Genomic DNA, 18103 nt, shown 5'->3' with positions numbered 1-18103 from the left:
TCATCGGTAACACCTTTTTCTCCTAAGAAAGTGTTACCTATCATCCCGGTTTAAAGTGTTACCAGTCTACCCGGTTTGTACCATTATGTCCCCTCTCCCGTTTCGGGAGAGGGCCAGGGTGAGGGGAAAAATCATAAAATTTGACCACGTACAAAACCATTATGTACACTTAATAGTGTACCAATTGGATTTTCTCATGATGTCAAAACCATTTATTCCTCAAATACATCCTCCTGCTTCATTTGTTGAACCCGCGTTCTGGTTCATCTTTCATGGCGAAGACCTTCTTTTGCAGAACCATACCATACCTCAGTTTTTTGGTATCAATGCACTCAATCTATCGATTGAACGTCAAATTTATTTAGGGATATATGGTAATACCCCATGTTTTGCAGTGCAGATTAGTAAACAACCTCAAGGATTACCAGAATATATGGCTTTTCAGCATATTCGCCAGGCTCATGAACTGATAAACGATGAGGATTTGTTTTTACTGGTTACCAAAGCGAAACAACTATTGCACTGGGACAGTAGCACTCAATTTTGTGGATATTGTGGCCATAAAACCCAGTACAGTAATAAAGAGCGAGCCAAAGTATGCTCCAACTGTAACTCATTAATTTTTCCACAAATTGCCCCCGTTATGTTGGCACTCATTTGGCGAAATAATGAAATCTTACTTGCACGTTCTCCTCACTTTATGCCTGGAATTTACAGTATCTTAGCAGGCTTTGTGGAACCTGGAGAAACACTTGAGCAAACGGTTATCCGTGAAGTTAAAGAAGAAGTCGGACTGACAATCAAAAACTTGCATTATTGTTCCTCCCAGCCCTGGCCATTTCAAAGTAATTTGATGTTAGGATTTATTGCTGAATATGATGGTGGCGAGATTCAAATCGATGCGACCGAGCTCGAAGATGCCCAATGGTTTTCAATAAAAAAACTGCCACAACTACCCAAACCCATTAGTCTTTCACGCCAAATGATAGATAAATATTTGGCCATGCGCGCTAGATAATATAAGTAATTACTTCCCTCATCATTTTTACAATAAAATGCTCACAAAATCACCAAAAGATATATAATTACGCATTTTAGCAATTAGAAATACGAACCATACATAAAATAACATTCAGGAATTAAATGAAAACCCAGACTGAAATCCTCGAAGTCCTAGACTTATTGTATGAAAAGAATCAATTACCCACTATTGAATCTTCTGTTGAGCCAAATGGTGGGACTCTGAACCTTGATAAAGCGCTCGCAGAGAATCCAGAATGCTGGGATACCATCACTATAGGTTCCTCGCAGCTCGAAAAAAAAGCAATTATTATCAAATGCGATATAAATGAATCTACAAGCAATCTTTACCTGAAACAACGGATTATAAAAAAATTAATTGATGATCATTTTTCCGTGTACTTTCCTACTCAGGAAGGTTTAAAAAAAATAGAGAATGAGGAACAGGTTGCTCGCATCCATGAGCAATATTGTGCGTTGGATCTCACACAAGAAACCGAGCAGTTAAAAAAATTAAATCTCATTGGCGATCGCGTTGCTTTTTTGGATATCCCTGGATTTGATGATCTTTGTGAAAAAATTTTAAAATCTCCCAATGCGTTTTTTCATTTTATCAATTTTCTCACCCTGGATTTTCCTGAATTTGACAGCGATCTAAGTTATTCCGAAATGCACATCAGTGATTTAAACAGTGCGCTCGAATGGTCTTTTGATACTCACCCCAATCTGGATAGAAACTGGCTGAAAAAATACCTCTATTTTGAGCAAAAAATTTCCGACCCAACCCCAGGAAAACCAATTCCTTCATTTTTGCAATCGACACAAGCGACACAAACTGCTAAGGAACTCGATAAACTTTATTTTTCATATTTATTGCAAAATCACCCTGACCTGCTCAAAAAACCAACTCATATTTCGTTGACAAACAGCAGGTTATCATTATTCTCTTTCCTCAATCGAAGAGAAAGTTTGCTCTCACTTTCTTTGGAGAATTGTGAGTTAAGAACACTGGACGAGGAGGAAGAGCAGGATGATGAATCCCTTTTAACAACTGCATTAAGATTTTTTATCGCGCAAAAAACTCATTTTTCAGAAAAACTTTTTTCAACCTTATTGAATAATTCGCCTCATTTGATGTCTCTTTACCTCCTAAAGGGATCTATTAAACATAATACCCCGCTCAACCTTAATCCTCAAAAATTAACCAATTTAAAATCAATTTCTCTTATAAACACAAGCATAGCGGTCTCTCACATAAACGAGTTAATTAATGCGACACCCAATTTAACTGATCTGACGCTCTCTAAACTTTATGGGCCTTGGGATTGGCCCATTATAATTGATGCCCCACTTATCCATTTAAAAGAACTGTACGTCAATTCCAGTTTTATTTTTGATGACATACATACGCTCGTTAATTCTGCGCCTAATCTCGAATCACTGACCATTTCCTACTTCGATTGGACAGAATACGAAGCACCTTTATTTCAATTAGATAATCCGCTCAAATCCCTAAAAAAAGTGGTTCTCGAACAAGGGAAAATGACTGCAGAACAATTCCATAGCCTCCTAATCGGTGCTCCTAATTTAACCCATCTTGAAATTTCGTCTTGCATTATTGATTCTGACTTTATCAATTTAGCACCCAATTCACTACCTAATTTAAAAGAAGTTATTGCTCCCCAAAATAACCTACAGCCCAAACAATTATTAAACCTTTTCGCAGCTGCACCCAATTTACATAAGATTAAAATTAATTATCCCGCCAATCTTCTTGATCTGCTTAATAGTTTGGATCCGGGCTCGCTTCCTTCGTTAACACACATTACCCTTACTTCGGACGCGTTAACCTTTGAAGAATTCAATCAATTAATTAAGGTAGCACCTAATTTAAAATCAATATCTTGTCCTAATCCAAGAAATAGAGTGGATGTACTTGGATCACAATGGCTTCAATACAGTTATCCACAAATTGAAATCAAGTTTTTAGAGGAAGATGCAAAAGGAACTCAAGAATACGCTGGACCCAGTGATGGCTCTTTTTCACTTGATGGGAACATAGGTAAAACGGATCATATTCCAACCTTACCGGCACGAACAATTTTCAGAGCAAAAAAGGGTGCAAATCCTCCAGTTTCTGATTATCACCTTAATTCATTTTTTTGGTCTACCTCCGGTAAATGCTTTAAACCGTATATCCCTTTAGAAAAAAATTTGGAGCCCGTTTCTGAATCCCTAAAACGGACGACACAACAATTAGATGAACAATTTGACCATCCAGATACATCCAAAAAATCGGTATATGGTCAATTTATTTTTGAAAATCCCCAGGTCGGCAAATGGCTTCAATTACCTGCGTTAAGTACCCACGATAAACTCATTAACTATGCAGCAGAACCCCCGAATTTTGAAATCAAAAGAGATAAAACTTCAGGTTATTACTTCATCAAGTTTAAGACAGGGGTCAATTCTTGTCTTGTGAATTACATCTTTGACCTAAGAAAAAATATTGATTTCACCCTTAGCCGAAATGCCCCCAAAGAACATCTCAAATGGATATCCAAATTATCTTTTGATGCAACAGGAAAATTAGTTGACTGCGCTGAATATCAACAGTTGTTACAACTCGATGTAATGCAACGTATTCAAGCGTTAGCCGAATATTGTCGTTTTGAAAACGAAGCAGCGGAATCAGATATAGAAGGTAATGTCATTGACGTTTTGAATGCCTTAATTCAAAAACGATCGGGGGTTTGTCGACACAGAGCCCAACTCTTTTCAGCTCTGGCAGATGCATTGAAGATCGAAGCAAGCCTAGTGGATAACGACATTCATCAATTCGTTCGTGTAAAATGCATGAACGCGAATTTTATTCTGAATTTAGGTGGAGGGGCGGCGAATGTTGTGAATCTGCCCATGCCGCCACTTAACAAAAGACAAGAAGCAAGAGCAACACAAGAACCCATAGAAAAAACAAAGAAAACCATTCCCCCCCTAAAGGCAGGTAATCGATTTCAAACCTGGAATAGCTTCCCTATTCAAGCCAAAACCGCGGATGAGCTTGCACAGAAACTAACTTCTAATGATTCACACCCAAGGCAATGGCTTATTTTTAAAGACAATCAAGGTATAGAAGCCTTGCATCAAGCATCCTTGCAGTGCAAAAACACTTTTTTCTCACGTGACTTAGATTCGTTGGTCCTCCGTAACACACGAGTAGAGCACAACAAAGACCAAAAGGTGGATAGCCCGGTAAGCCAATTTTTAAAAAATGCGACTTTAAATCCGAATGAATCCTATACGTGGTTCATTAACTGGTCTGATCCCAAAGCACGTCATGTCAGCTTAAATAGTGTTATTGATAATGAAGACCGTAAGCTCGGAGATCTGACTATCCCACCCAATGTGCATGTCGTTGTGGGAATGGACGAACGCTCTGCATTCAAAATGGGTGATGATTTTTATTCGCGTTTTGATGCAATCAGCCAAGTGCCTCAAATCCCTCCCACAGTATTGCCAGAAATTAAACCGAATCAACCGGTAAATGACGATGATGTTCTTTTTCCTTCGCCTTTAAATTGGGAATCCATTTTTTTAGGGCGGCATACTTTTGATGAGGGTACTTTAGATATTTTACCGGGTGCTCTCATGAAAGCATCCAAAAATAAAACCACCAAGTTAGTTTTGCACAATGCTCCATTTGAAGATCCTAAATTCCGTTTCTTAATCAAAGAATTAATGGCAAGGAAGCGTTTTTTCTTTAATGGCGAATGGCATGAGTTACATAAGGATTTTCACTTTGAATTTGCTCAGCCTGATTTGAGTACTTACCCTGAGGTTATTACGCCTAAAGAAACTCCTGGACAAAAACGAATTGTCAACCAAACCACATTGCCATTATTTTCTAGTCAGTACAAAATCACCAAACATCATACACTGAAACTGCTTCCTGGATTTTTTGCTGCAGACCCCTCTCTTGAATTACTCATTACCGATAATTTAACTGAAATTCAATGGTACAGTCTCTTAAAAGAGGCCAAAAAAGCACAGTGCGCACTAACGCTTAAAGCAACGCCTAAAGTATTCATTCCTGAACCGTTGAAAAAATTGGTTATTCCCATAGAACCATTAGGAGAAAATAATCGACTCATTATTTCCAATGACTTAGATGATGCTGAGGAACATTATAAACCAGCAGACGCAATCACCATCAATGTGGATCCTAAAACCAATTTTAATAGTTTGTTCTTCCATGTGTCGTTAAAAGGCAAACAATTTAAAGGTGAAGATACTGAATTATTAAACGCCATTAAAAAGGGTAAACCTGTACTTCTCAAAGGACAATTTTCGACAACTTTTGCCCAACAATTACAGACCCTCTTTGTTGATCCACCCACTCTTTGGGTCAATGGTGAACCCGTTTCAGCTCAAAACATCCTATTAATCAGTGACAATGCCGCTCCTTTTAAAGCCATCCATAAGACAATTCATGTCTATAAACCTGAGGATGATTTTGCACGTTTAACCCCTGATTTGGCAGAACAATTAAAGAAAATCTATCAACAACTTCAACTGACACCATGCCATAGCCATTTTATTGATTTGCCCAAAGATCCGATTCAGCATGCAAAATGGATGGATCATTTAGTCCAGCGCCTGGGGTGGCGAGGAGGAATCCTTCCTGAAAATGCAGAGCCAACTACTCCTGAAATGGTGATGAACTATCTGGATGATCATTCATTTGTGTTTCTTACCAGTAAAACTGGGGCCGGGAAGAGCTATTTTGTCCAGAAAATCCTACCTAAGTATGGAAAAGAACATCTAAAGCCCATCACTATCTATCATGGATTGGCTGGAGTGAAAAATTGGCTTAAGCATGAGGGCGAGAGCCAACCTATATTATTTCTTGATGAAGCCAATATAAGTCAGGAACATTATGCTTTGTTCGAAGCGCTGGCACGTAGCGATAAAGAGTTTTGGTATGAAGGAACATGTTATCCGCTTAAAAATCATAAAATTATTTTTGCAGGGAATCCTACTCATTATGAGGGACGTTTCGAGCCTGATTTATTTAGACGCTTCCCTAATTATTTGCCTTTTGAAGGGCAACGCTTGGATAAAATTTTAAGTCCTCTACTTGAGCACTATGATGATGCAAAGAGTTTATTCAATCTCATTCAAACATACTATACCAAAGCACAAGATGCTGGGCTTAATATTACCTCCCGTAATGCGCAAATGATGTGTCTGCGCTTTTTTATCTTAAAAGAACTGTCACAAACCAAATTGCTGCCCAATGATTTCCTGATGCGTTATGCCATTTTAAGTGAAATCAAAACATTAAATCTCGATAAAAAACTGAGCCAGCATATTCGCAAGGACATTAAGCAGGCAAACAGCTGGAAACAAGAGAAGAAGTCACTCAAAGAAGTCTTAGAAGCATTACAGCCCAAAACTACTGATAAAAAATTCATCTGGACTGACTCACGCAAAAAAGTCGCGTTAAGTATTGAAATGTTGTTGCTTATTCGAGAAAAAAAAATACAAGGCCTTTGGGATCAGGAGCTGGGTATCAATGGAGTCATTCTTGAAGCAGAACCGGGACTAGGTAAAAGCCAGTTAGTCTATGCATTGCTGAAAGCAAAAGGGATTGAATACATCACCATTGCCCCAACAAATCCTAAAGAAATGCAAGAGAAACTCTTAGATGCGTTTCATAAGGGACAAGTCGTTTTTATAGAAGAGTTTAATACTCAAGTTCATGAACAATTGCTTAATGCATTACTCTCGGGTTATGACCTTGAGGGCAATCCACCTAATAAGTCAGGTTTTTGTCTTATTGGTACCCAGAACCCGACTACGTTTCACGGCAGACAGCCTTTATCCAAAGCGTTAGATAATCGACTGATGTCTATTGAGTTAAGCCATTATAACTTCAGTGAGTTCATACAAATACTGACAGAAAAATTCCAATTACTTATAGAGAAGGCAAAAAACCTGACTGAGGAATATTTTTCAGCGCGCACTTATGCGCAAAGCCAAAGTCTATTCCCTCCTCCAAACTCACGAAATGTGATGAAAGTAGCGGAGGAAGAACAAAGACATGAAGTATTGGGGTATTAGCTCAGTTAAGTTATTCCCGGAAAAAGCAACTGGACGGGGTCGGGCCTTGGACCGACCTACATCTGCTGCTTTATGTTAGATATTTAATGTGGGCTCATTTCTAGCCCCGTCATTATCGGATGGTGGTGGGGTTGTATTTAATAAAGAAAGACTTACATGAGGGGAATTTTCTTTTCTAAGTGTACTTTCTTCAGCAGATTTAGAAGCAACCGAGTTGATGTATTTAGTAGTCATCTCTAAACGAAAACTAATATCACCGGGGTTTATACCAGTGCTCATTTTTGCGTAGGCACGTGCTAAACCACAATTTGCTCCGGCAAAAAGAAGATAATCAGACGCAATCATATCCTCTTCGCCAAAATCGAATGCAATATTCTCGAGCAGTTCAATCGATTCTTTTAAGAACTTTATAGCTTGTATCGTTGCTGGATCATCCATTTCTTGAGTACTATCAAGTAGAGTAAGGGCTAGTTTGTATTTTCTATTTGCAGTTAGACGATTTTCGTCAATACGCTTATGCTTAGTCATTGGCAACTCCGTTTATTTATTATTGAATGTGGATAGTAATTTACTCAATTGTTTGTGTATATAGGTAATTAATTATATTCCGCACTCCTAGAGACGCTCTATAGGTCGGGGCCTGATAACTAGAACTCAGGGCAGTAATATTGTCGGGTCAAGGTGTTTAAGGAAGGGACCTAGGTAAACTAGAAACGGCAAGTAAATATGCTACCTAAAGCAGAAAATCAGATCGTAGCGCTTCTTCTCATCCGGAACTACACTTGAGTTATAAGGTATAAAAGGAGTGTTCAAATGGACACATCAAAGTTTTTAAGTAAGGTCCTGGGGATCTATCTAATCGTAGCCAGCTTAGCCATATTTACCAATATGCATCAATTTACAATCTATGTCCAAGAATTGCTAAAGAATGCTCCATTAATGCTTGTTCTGGGTTTTTGGACCTTTATTCTTGGGTTACTTATGGTTGTCAGTCATAATGTTTGGCAATGGAATTGGCGACTTTTAATCACCATTATTGCCTGGCTCATCTTACTAAAAGGGGCGAGTATCATTTTTTATCCACATTATATTGATAAAGCAAGCCTTCTTTTTGTGCAAAATAGAAGTATTGCCTACAGCGCTGCTGGCTTTGATCTGATCATTGGAATCATCCTCTGCTATTTGGGTTTTAGACGTGAAAAATAGCAATGAATTCAGAAGAACTATTTACATTTCGCCAAGATAGTAGAAATGTAAATAGGTCCTAGTCAATTTATAGATTATTAGGTTAAAGTATCATTTCTAATATTTTTCAATTAAGGGAATGGTAATGAAAACTTTAGCAAAATCACTTTTTTGTATGATCTTTTTAGCTAATATTGCTTTTGCTGATGATGTATCACAATTTAATACACAAATCCAAAATCAGCTCAAACAATTACAAACAGATCAGCAACAGCAAACCCAACAAATGAATACACAACTTCAGGCTCAAATTAAAAAAGTACAAACTGATTTACAACAACAAATACAATCGGTCAATACGCAACTGCAAAATCAGATAAAAACAATGCAAAGCCAGCTCCAAACACAAATACAAACGGTAAACTCTCAAGTTCAACAATTAGCGAGTAAACAAGGCATGCAACCCGTATCCGTCCCAGCGCCAGCTGCTCCGGGAAAAAAATAAAATAAATTAAATGGCATTTCCCGCAAAAGCGGGAAATCCTCATGTCCAAGCATCCCAGTTTTTCCTATTTTTTAATCATGTTTTTAACAAAAAGTGATTACTTATTCCAAAAAAAACAGTAAAAGAGAGAACAAATTATGCCCTCTGATTTTGGTTTAAGCAAAAAATGCATTAACAGTATATACTTTAAGGTAAACTAGCTCAGAGCAACAGATTTACACATTTGCAAGTAGTTGAGGGGAATGAGTGAGGGAACATGACCAGACGTCAAATAGACTACCAAAAAGTGGCTAATGCTGCTGAAAAAGTTAAAAAGCAAGGCCGAGAACCTTCGCTTACTAATGTATGCGAAGAATTGGGAATTATTACACCAACACCTAATCTATCAACCCTTCTTGAAAAATGGTATCACACACAACCTGAATTTCAACGTTCTATTAAGGCGCCTTTATCAGAAAATATTAATGTTAAGACCCATAATATTCTTGAAAAAAATATAGAATTGGAAAAATCCTTATCCCTATTGCGCGCTACTCTTGAATCAACTGCTGATGGCATTATGATGGTTAATGGCAAGGGACAAGTGGTGGATTGGAATCAAAAGTTCGTTGAAATGTGGCGTATCCCCTCTCATATGTTGGAATCTGGTACCGAAAGTATCGGTTTTGAATACATTTTACAACAGCTAAGTAATCCAGAAGCAGTCATTGCTGATGTGAAATATCTTTACGAAAATCCAGAATGGCAAGGAGAATTACCTGTTTTGCATTTTAAAGATGGACGAATTTTCGAGCGCTTTACCCAGCCACAACGAATAGGTTCCGAGATTGTTGGAAGAGTATACAGTTTTAGGGATATAACCCAGAAACTAATGGAAGAAGATGAACTTCGCATTCGAGAGCGTGCCATTGAAGCAAGTACCCATGGCGTTGTAATTCTTGATATCTCCAAACCCAATTTGCCAATTATTTATGTTAATAAAGCATTCGAGCGCATCACTGGATTCAGTGAGCGGCAAATATTAGGACAAAATCTTTCCTTTTTGCATGGCAGTAAAATGGAACATGTGAATCAAAAGCGAATTAATCTGGCAATTAAAGAATTGCGTGAAGAAACAGTTGAATTAGAAAGTTATAAACGCAATGGTGAAGTTTTTTGGGCTGAAGTGAGTGTCGCTCCAGTTAGAGATTCATTTGATAACGTCAAACATTACGTCTGTATCCTTAATGACATTACCCAACGTCGTGAGATGGAACAACAATTAATTCAACAAGCAACTCATGATTCGCTCACTGAATTACCTAACCGAGTTTTATTAATTGACCGTGTGGATCAAGCAATTTTACAAGCCAAGAAAAAGGGTTCTATGTTAGGTTTTTTATTCCTTGATCTGGATCATTTCAAAATGACCAATGATACCTTGGGGCATAGCATTGGGGATCGACTGTTACAAGCAGTATCCAACCGTTTACTTATTGCTACCGATGATTTTGATACCGTTTGCCGTTTAGGTGGTGATGAATTTGTCATTTTATTACAAGATGTTGCAACTGAAATGCAAGCACAACAAAAGGCAGAAGAAATCCTCACTTCAATCGCTAAACCCATTCAAATTGATCAGCACAATTTAAAAATTACCGGTAGTATAGGCATCAGCTATTACCCTAAAGATGGTGATGATTATGAATCTTTAATGAAAAGTGCTGATTTATCGATGTATCATGCCAAAGACAGCGGTCGCAATACGTTCCGCACCTACGATAAAGAAATGAACATGCGCATCATTAATCGCATGCAACTGGATAATGCCTTACGTGATTCACTCAAGAGAAATGAATTTCATCTGGTGTACCAACCCTTTATTAATTTGGCTACGAATAAAATTATTGGCTTCGAGGCCTTATTGCGTTGGCATAGCCATATTTTAGGCAATGTCCCACCCAATGATTTTATAGGCATGGCAGAAGAAAATGGCTTAATTCTTGATATTGGTCTGTGGGTTTTGCGAGAAGCATGCAGCCAACTGGTACGTTGGCATGCTCAAGGCTATGACCAGTTAACGGTTGCTGTAAATATTTCTGGTCGACAATTCCGCCAAGCTCATTTATCTGAGGTCATTGAAAAAATCCTTCTTGAAACAGGTCTGCCGGCTAAATTTCTGGAATTGGAACTCACTGAAAGCTTGCTTGTTGATAATGTAAAACATGCTGTCGAAACCATGTATGAATTGAAAGACATGGGGGCAAAATTAGTCATTGATGATTTTGGTACTGGCTATTCCAGTTTATCGTATCTCAAGCAATTTCCTGTTGATAAACTAAAAATTGATCGCTCATTTATTAGTGAATTAGTCAATCGGGAAAATGATGCAGCCATTACCCGAGCAATCATCAACTTGGGCCATAGCTTAAATTTGGAGGTACTCGCTGAAGGAGTAGAAACGGATTTACAACGTGAATTTATTATGCAACATGGTTGTGATTATGCTCAAGGATATTATTTTGCAACACCTCAAAAACCGGAAGAATTAAAAGACTTTATTATTCAGCATATTTAGTCTTTACCTCTCTACCCTCTTTGCCACTGACCCGCCTACTATTTTCTTTAATTATTCTCTCAACTCGGTATGATTTTTGCTGGTAAAAATTATGTTGTGCTGATTTAGAGAGTTTTTATGTTGATTTGATTGACTAAATGAAATAAGCAATCGCAGTATTGTTGCCTAATGTGATTTGGTATGGGTTCACTGCCATTAAGAAAATATCCCCTCGCCCACTTGTAGGAGAGGGGCAGGGGTGAGGGTGTTCCCTCATCCGCCCTGCGGGTAGTAGCGAAAACCCTACTCTCACCTAAGGCTGCGATCGTTCTAAGGAGAATTGGATGAAAGAGGCAACCATTATTGGTTCGGGTTTGGCAGGGTCCTTACTCGCACTCTATTTGGCAAAAAGAGGTTATAAACTTGAATTATTTGATGCAAGACCGGATTTAAGATTCATGCATGCAGATGATGGACGCTCCATCAATCTGGCTTTGTCCTGTCGTGGTATTACCGGTATGGAAGGTGTAGACATCATGCCCCTGGTGAAAAAACTCATGGTCCCCATGCGTGCCCGTGCGATTCATGAACTTCAGGGACAAATTAAATTTCAATCGTTTGGACGGCATCATGATGAATACATTAATGCCATTCAACGCAATGAACTCAATATGTTATTGCTTAATGAATTAGAAAAATTTCCTGAGGTTAAGCTTAATTTCAACACGAAGCTCATTGATTTGGATGTGGACAAGAAAAGGGCCACTTTTGAACTACAAAATAGCACCTTTTTGAGGAAAAACTACGAGCTTTTAATCGGTGCAGATGGCGCTGGCTCCTGTGTTCGTGAACAATTACAAGCAAAGCATTTGGTTCATGCATCACGCACGTTTCTACCCTACGGATACAAAGAGCTTTCCATTGGGGAGCCTGCTCAAAATCACCTCGCTCATGAACATTTACATCTCTGGCCAAGAGATGCCTTTTTATTGCTAGGCAATCCCAATCTTAACCAGTCAATTACAGGTTCCTTATTCTTGCCATCTGAAGGGAAAAACAGTTTTGCCGAACTGGAAAATGAATTAAAAATCACTACCTTTTTTAAAAAATCATTCCCGGATGCGTATGCGCAAATGCCCAACTTGCTTGAAGAATTTACGAAACATCCTACCGGTAATATGAGTACTATAAAATGCGATCCTTGGTATTACCAGGATCAATGCTTATTAATAGGAGATGCCGCTCATGGGGTAGTACCCTTTTTCGGCCAGGGAATGAACAGTGCTTTCGAAGACTGTCGTATTTTAAATGATCTTCTGGATAAATATCATGACGACTGGACACAAGTAATGCCAGCATTTTATCAATCCAGAAAAGTGAATACTGATGCTGTGGCACAAATGTCCATGGATAATTTTCATGAAATTCAAATCGACATTAGAGACAAACAATTTAACTTAAAGAAACAACTGGAACATGAGTTAATGCATCGATATCCAGAAGATTATGTTTCAAAACACGTTTTGGTGATGTTTACCAATACCCCATATGCTGAAGCACAAGCGCATGGGGAATTACAGGCAGCATTTTTAAATAAAATATGCGACAAAGTGGAGCGAATTGAAGAGATTGATTGGAAAAAAGTAGAGAAAGAACTTAAACAATATGACAAAAAATTGGCATAATTGAACTGAATTTTAAAATGGTTTAAAAAATTCAAGGGGTTACTTTGTCAAAAATTTGACATTATGACTATTTTTTAGCTATTTTTATTGACGAATTGAGCTTTTTTTGATGAAAAAGATGGTCTAAATGCCCATTTTTCATAGTATTTGCAAAAAAAAAGAGAAAAAAGTTGGTACGCAGCATGCATTGCTAAAACTGTCCAACAAATTTATTCTCATGGAGATAGCTATGAAAATCATACAAGATTATATTGATTCCAAACAACAAGAATTCATGAATCATCCTTTTTTTGAAATACTCGAACAATTGAAAAGTTTAAAAGAATTGAGCTACTTTGTTCCTGAACTAACCTTTTGGGCTATGACCTTCCAAGACATATTAAGACTAAATGAAGAAAGAGTGACCGACCCTTACTTAAGAAAAGTTGCTCGTCATCACAGGCTCGAAGATGCAGGCCATGAAAAATGGTTTCTGCATGATAAAAAATATATGGGAGCAGTTAATATCGATCCAACAAATAATACAAATGATGTAACCTGGCTTTATAGTAAAGAAACTCAATTAACTCGTGACGCCGCCTATGCTATTTTAGCTGAGGTGTATAAAGCGAGTGATGAAATTCTCAATATTGTTCTTCTTTTAACTATTGAATCATCCGGACACGTTTTCTTTGAAAAAGTTTCAAAACAAGTGAAAAAAACAGGAGAAGATAAAAACCTCCAATATTTCTCTACATCACACTTGGAAGTAGAAATGGCACATGCCTTGTTTGAAGAAGAAATGGAACGCACATTGTTTTCGAGAAAAATACCTATCCACACTCGACGTGAAGCATTAAAATTGGTAGACCGATGCTATGATGCTTTTAACACGATGTTTGATGGATTGATTATTGCTTGTAATCGAAAACTCGAATTGGCAAAACAAAGGACTCATCAAGATGCTGCAAACAAAGAACCAGTGGAACTCATTTCACATAAAGCAGTGTAAAAAAGTGTTTGGACAAGCGGTGCTCAGCGATGAGCACTCGCTTTTTTTATTTCATGAAGATTTTGGGAAATTAATCCATTCTAATCCTGTAGCTGTCTTCGAACCTAAGACCATTGAAGACGCCCAATCATTCATACAATACGCTTATAAACATCAATTGCCGATCACATTACGCGGGAATGGAATGAGCCAAAGCGGACAATCGCTTGCAGTTCCTGGTGGATTAATCCTGAGTATGAAACACCTTGACAAGGTATCAGAAGCTGCTGCAGATTCGATTTGGGTTGAAGCAAATGCCTCTTGGGCTTCTTTATTAGAGTGTTCATTAAAACAGTCCAGGGTCCCTTATGTAATACCCAATAATTGTAATTTAACCGTTGGAGGTGTGCTCTCTGCTGGAGGAGTAGGTGCTGCATCATTTAAATACGGTAGCGCTGTTGCTCATGTAAACGCATTGGAAGTGATACAAGCGAATGGAGAGGTACTCCATATAGAGAAAAAATCACCTTTAATGCATGCCTGTTTGGGTGGACAAGGACGCTTTGGCCTTATCACCAAAGCATGTATTTCATTAAAACCTTGTTTAAAAAATGTTAAAACGTTCTTTTTGCTTTATTTAGATAAGCATGAATGGCTTAATGACATGCTTTTGTGCCAAACAAAGGCAGATTATGTAGAGTCCTTTTGTACCCCGGCACTACAAGGTGCGAAATTATCGGAAAAAGGCCGCTTACCTTTTGCGCAATGGTTTTATGCGCTTCATGTCTCTCTGGAATACGACAACGATCCTCCTGGATTCAGTGACTTGGGATTAAAGCCCTGGAGACTTTTGCATACTCAAGAGGAATCGGTCCATTCTTATTTACATCGTCATGATTCGCGCTTTCATGCAATGAAAATGACTGGGCAATGGGAGCTACAACATCCGTGGTACGAGTGCTTTATACCTGGTGCACAACTAGAGAATCTGGACGAGTTATTAGCTACTTTACCTGTACATTATGCTACCGTAGTGCATATTGCGCGAGTTGCCCCAATTTCCCCTACTGGATTTTTACAACTGCCCAAAGGCCAAGATATTTTTGCACTGATGATCCTGAATCCAGGTTTACCAAAAGCATTAATTCCAAGTTGTTTGGAAACCATCAAACACTTAGATGCGCTTTTCCTACCCCAAGGAGGCAAACGTTATCTTTCTGGATATTTAGGTGATAACCCAGATAAAAAATTTTGGCAAAATCATTTCGAGGAACGATATGATGATTGGGTTAAATTAAAAGAGCAGTATGATCCACAAAATATTTTTTGCTCTGTGTTACATCCTGAATAATAACCTATGCTTTTGTAGCCTGGGTGAAGGCAAAGCCGTAACCCGGGATCGCCAGATTCATTCATGCCCCAAAACCCGGGTTTCGCTGCGCTACACCCAGGCAACATCTTATAGAATGAGTTGTAACTCATTCGTCCATTTTCAAAGCGATATCCCAGACATATCCAAAAGGATCTATAAGGCGAGCTTTTTTATCACCCCAAAATTCTATGTGTGGTTCTTCCAGTGATTTACAGCCTTTTTGTATTGCTGCGTTATAAGTCTTTTCTACATCATCAACATATATATAAAAGATAAATGGTGGGGTGGTGTTCGTTGCTAAGGGAGCTTTCCCATCAAAATTAAATGCACCCTCTTGATTTAGTGTAAAATTTGTTCCTCTATAACGCATTCGGGCAAAAACGATTTGCCCTGATTCGTCAGGCAATTCAAAAATTGGCACAATGCCAAAAGCTTCTTCATAAAAACTCATTGCTTTTTTTACATCCGCCACTACTAACATGGCGGTTAACCAATTTAACCCAGGCCACGGATGTGGTCTTTCATTCACATTATCAAACCAATTTAACTGTGAGAACGAAATAGTTGTCATACAATCCTCAATAAAAATAAAAATTTTATTCTAATGTTATTAATCGCTGTATTGAATACCAAATCTGGGTGCTGCGCAATGGCTCCGTCATCCCTCGTTGCACTCGGGATGACAGAAAAAGATCCCGGGTTTCGCTGCGCTGCACCCAGGCTACATCGAAATGAAGAAGTCCCCTCTCTCATTCATGGGTTAGGGTGAGGGGATTACCGCTTCGGTTCAAATTCCATTAAAGTAAATAAGCTATTCGTTGGATAACTGTTTTTAAAAGTAAAGCCTGTGGGTTCAATTGATTTTTGCCATTCGGATAAGGTACGTTGTCTACCTCCTAATAAAACCATCATCACTAGATCCATCGTTTTATTGGGATGAGGCTTATTGTCATCTGGCATGACTTGTTCTGCGATGAACAAAGTTGCATTTTTAGGCATTTGCTGTGCGCAATTCTTTAATATTTTATGCATCATTTCATCATTAAAATCATGCAGTACTCCCTTAAATATATAAGCATCTGCTTTCGGTATCGTCGCAAAAAAATCCCCCTCTTGCAGAGTAACTTGTTCGGAAAAATCATTGGGATTCAATTGGCAAATCACTGCCGGCGTGTCAAAAAGAATGGCTTTTAACTCAGGATATTGAGTGGTGATTGCTTTCAAAAGTCCCCCTCTCCCACCGCCCATATCGACGATGCTGGAAAAAATAGAGAAATTGAATGCACGACTGATTGCCATTTCATCATAAGAAGACAATTTCGCCATCCCTCTATCAAAATTCTGTTGTTTCTCTGTGTGTTGACTAAGAAAGCTAAAAAAGTCATCGCCATGTTGTATTTCAAATGCTGGCGTTCCTGTCTTAAGGCTGGTATCTAACTGAGAAAATGCTTGCCACCAAATGTCATCAACCATACACAACACATCGCGCATGGAATGTGGATCATCATCTCGAAGCGGTTTGGATAATTCAGTTAATGAGTAAAAACCATTATCGTAATTAAATAAATCATAACTTGTTAGAAATTTTAATACTCTATCCAGTAATTCGGGCTTGGTTTCTGTCAGTTTGGCCAACTCATCAATCCGTTTAGGTCCAGATGAAAGATGATTCGCGATACCTAATTTCGCTACAGTATGTAATGCACGTGAAACCACATACCAACGTGACATGATCGCTAATTGAATATGAGGGGTGTCCATTTGAGATTGCATTTATAACTCCCTAGTATTTTTTAATTAGATCAAAAAGTTCAGCATTATTTTCATTTAAATTTTTATCCCCAAGAAAACGTACGCATTGAGATAGAACTGTTCTCAATTCCTTCATAAATAAAAACAAGTTCATCTTCATTTCGTGCCGCTCCTAAAATATAAAGTAATGGATAATAATGGTCCATTGTAGGAACACTTAGCTGGCCTGAAATTGTATCACTATAATGAGTACGCAATGCGGCAAAATCTCTGGCTATTAGCTTTTTCTTGATCCATTGATCAAACTCAATTGCCCAATCATAGGGTTTTGATTTGCATTCCCAACTAATCTTAGAAAGGTTATGTACTAGATTACCACTACTGACAATAAGAATGTCTCGTTCTCGAAGCAATTGTAATTGCTGACCGATTTGATAATGAAATTCTACTGGTTGTTCCAAGTCGATGCTCAGTTGAACGATAGGAATATTCGCACGAGGATATACATGCCGCATCACAGACCAAGTTCCATGATCCAATCCCCATTGTTCGTCATCAAGACGGATTGGAACACATGTCACAATGGTTTTAATCAGTTCCGCCGTTTCAGGAGATCCAGGGGCCGGATATGAAATATTAAAAAGCTTTTTGGGAAAGCCATAAAAATCATGAATTGTTCTGGGATTCGGCATATGGGTAACCCAAGTGCCTTCAGTTAGCCAATGCGCTGAAATGCATACAATTGCCTTTGGTTGCGGAATTTTGCTGCCTAGTGCTCGCAAACTCAATGTAAATTTATTGTTTTGAACCGCATTCATGGGACAGCCATGACCTATAAAAAGTAACGGCATCCACTTTTTGCTGTCCAAATTATCCCTGATTTCCATTATAAAGCACCGAAGTCAGTACTCACCTAGTATCAATATTAGTTCAAAAAAATTACATGAGTTTAATT

12 protein-coding genes are annotated in these 18103 nt (G+C 38.3%); 8 read left to right on the top strand and 4 right to left on the bottom strand.

The window, feature by feature from the left end:
• The first annotated feature begins 196 nt into the window (after nt 1–196).
• Both nudC and Lstg_RS06190 read left to right on the top strand, forming a co-directional pair.
• Nucleotides 197–1018, top strand: coding sequence for an NAD(+) diphosphatase (nudC, locus tag Lstg_RS06195; protein ID WP_238585382.1), 822 nt, complete (start codon nt 197–199; stop codon nt 1016–1018).
• A gap of 125 nt (nt 1019–1143) precedes the next feature.
• Entirely contained in the window at nt 1144–7143 is a 6000-nt protein-coding gene (locus Lstg_RS06190; RefSeq protein ID WP_058476789.1) for a MoxR family ATPase, read from the top strand.
• Nucleotides 7144–7218: 75 nt separating this feature from the next.
• Here Lstg_RS06190 and Lstg_RS06185 read toward each other — a convergent pair whose 3' ends face one another.
• A complete protein-coding gene (locus Lstg_RS06185) occupies nt 7219–7671 on the bottom strand; it encodes a hypothetical protein (protein WP_058476788.1) in 453 nt (150 codons plus the stop codon).
• A 285-nt stretch (nt 7672–7956) separates the two neighbouring features.
• On the opposite strand from Lstg_RS06185, the gene Lstg_RS06180 reads away from it, so the two are divergent.
• The 6 genes from Lstg_RS06180 to Lstg_RS06155 all read left to right on the top strand — a co-directional run bounded on the left by Lstg_RS06180 (nt 7957) and on the right by Lstg_RS06155 (nt 15375).
• On the top strand, nt 7957–8349 hold the full coding sequence (locus Lstg_RS06180) for a hypothetical protein (RefSeq protein ID WP_058476787.1): 393 nt from the start codon (nt 7957–7959) through the stop codon (nt 8347–8349).
• 124 nt (nt 8350–8473) lie between these two features.
• Nucleotides 8474–8833, top strand: coding sequence for a hypothetical protein (locus tag Lstg_RS06175; protein ID WP_058476786.1), 360 nt, complete (start codon nt 8474–8476; stop codon nt 8831–8833).
• A 256-nt stretch (nt 8834–9089) separates the two neighbouring features.
• The gene (locus tag Lstg_RS06170) at nt 9090–11390 is read left to right on the top strand and encodes a bifunctional diguanylate cyclase/phosphodiesterase (protein ID WP_058476785.1); all 2301 of its coding nucleotides are present in this window, start codon (nt 9090–9092) and stop codon (nt 11388–11390) included.
• Between the two features lie 323 nt (nt 11391–11713).
• A complete protein-coding gene (locus Lstg_RS06165; RefSeq protein ID WP_058476784.1) occupies nt 11714–13054 on the top strand; it encodes an FAD-dependent oxidoreductase in 1341 nt (446 codons plus the stop codon).
• A gap of 229 nt (nt 13055–13283) precedes the next feature.
• The gene (locus tag Lstg_RS06160; RefSeq protein ID WP_058476798.1) at nt 13284–14045 is read left to right on the top strand and encodes a hypothetical protein; all 762 of its coding nucleotides are present in this window, start codon (nt 13284–13286) and stop codon (nt 14043–14045) included.
• Nucleotides 13996–15375, top strand: coding sequence for an FAD-binding protein (locus Lstg_RS06155; RefSeq protein ID WP_058476783.1), 1380 nt, complete (start codon nt 13996–13998; stop codon nt 15373–15375). Before Lstg_RS06160 ends, Lstg_RS06155 begins: the two co-directional genes overlap by 50 nt.
• Nucleotides 15376–15502: 127 nt before the next feature.
• On the opposite strand, the gene Lstg_RS06150 is transcribed toward Lstg_RS06155, so the two are convergent.
• The 3 genes from Lstg_RS06150 to ygiD form a co-directional block, all read right to left on the bottom strand.
• On the bottom strand, nt 15503–15967 hold the full coding sequence (locus tag Lstg_RS06150; protein WP_058476782.1) for a VOC family protein: 465 nt from the start codon (nt 15965–15967) through the stop codon (nt 15503–15505).
• Nucleotides 15968–16170: 203 nt separating this feature from the next.
• Entirely contained in the window at nt 16171–17169 is a 999-nt protein-coding gene (locus tag Lstg_RS06145; protein ID WP_058476781.1) for a methyltransferase, read from the bottom strand.
• Nucleotides 17170–17231: 62 nt separating this feature from the next.
• Nucleotides 17232–18017 (bottom strand): 4,5-DOPA-extradiol-dioxygenase, encoded by a 786-nt coding sequence (gene ygiD, locus Lstg_RS06140; protein ID WP_238585381.1) that lies wholly within the window; start codon nt 18015–18017, stop codon nt 17232–17234.
• Nucleotides 18018–18103: the final 86 nt, after the last annotated feature.

Origin of the sequence: Legionella steigerwaltii, from assembly GCF_001468065.1 — a bacterium.
Lineage (GTDB): Bacteria > Pseudomonadota > Gammaproteobacteria > Legionellales > Legionellaceae > Legionella > Legionella steigerwaltii.
Note: the sequence above shows the minus strand (reverse complement) of the source record. Positions and strands in the feature narration are given on the sequence as shown.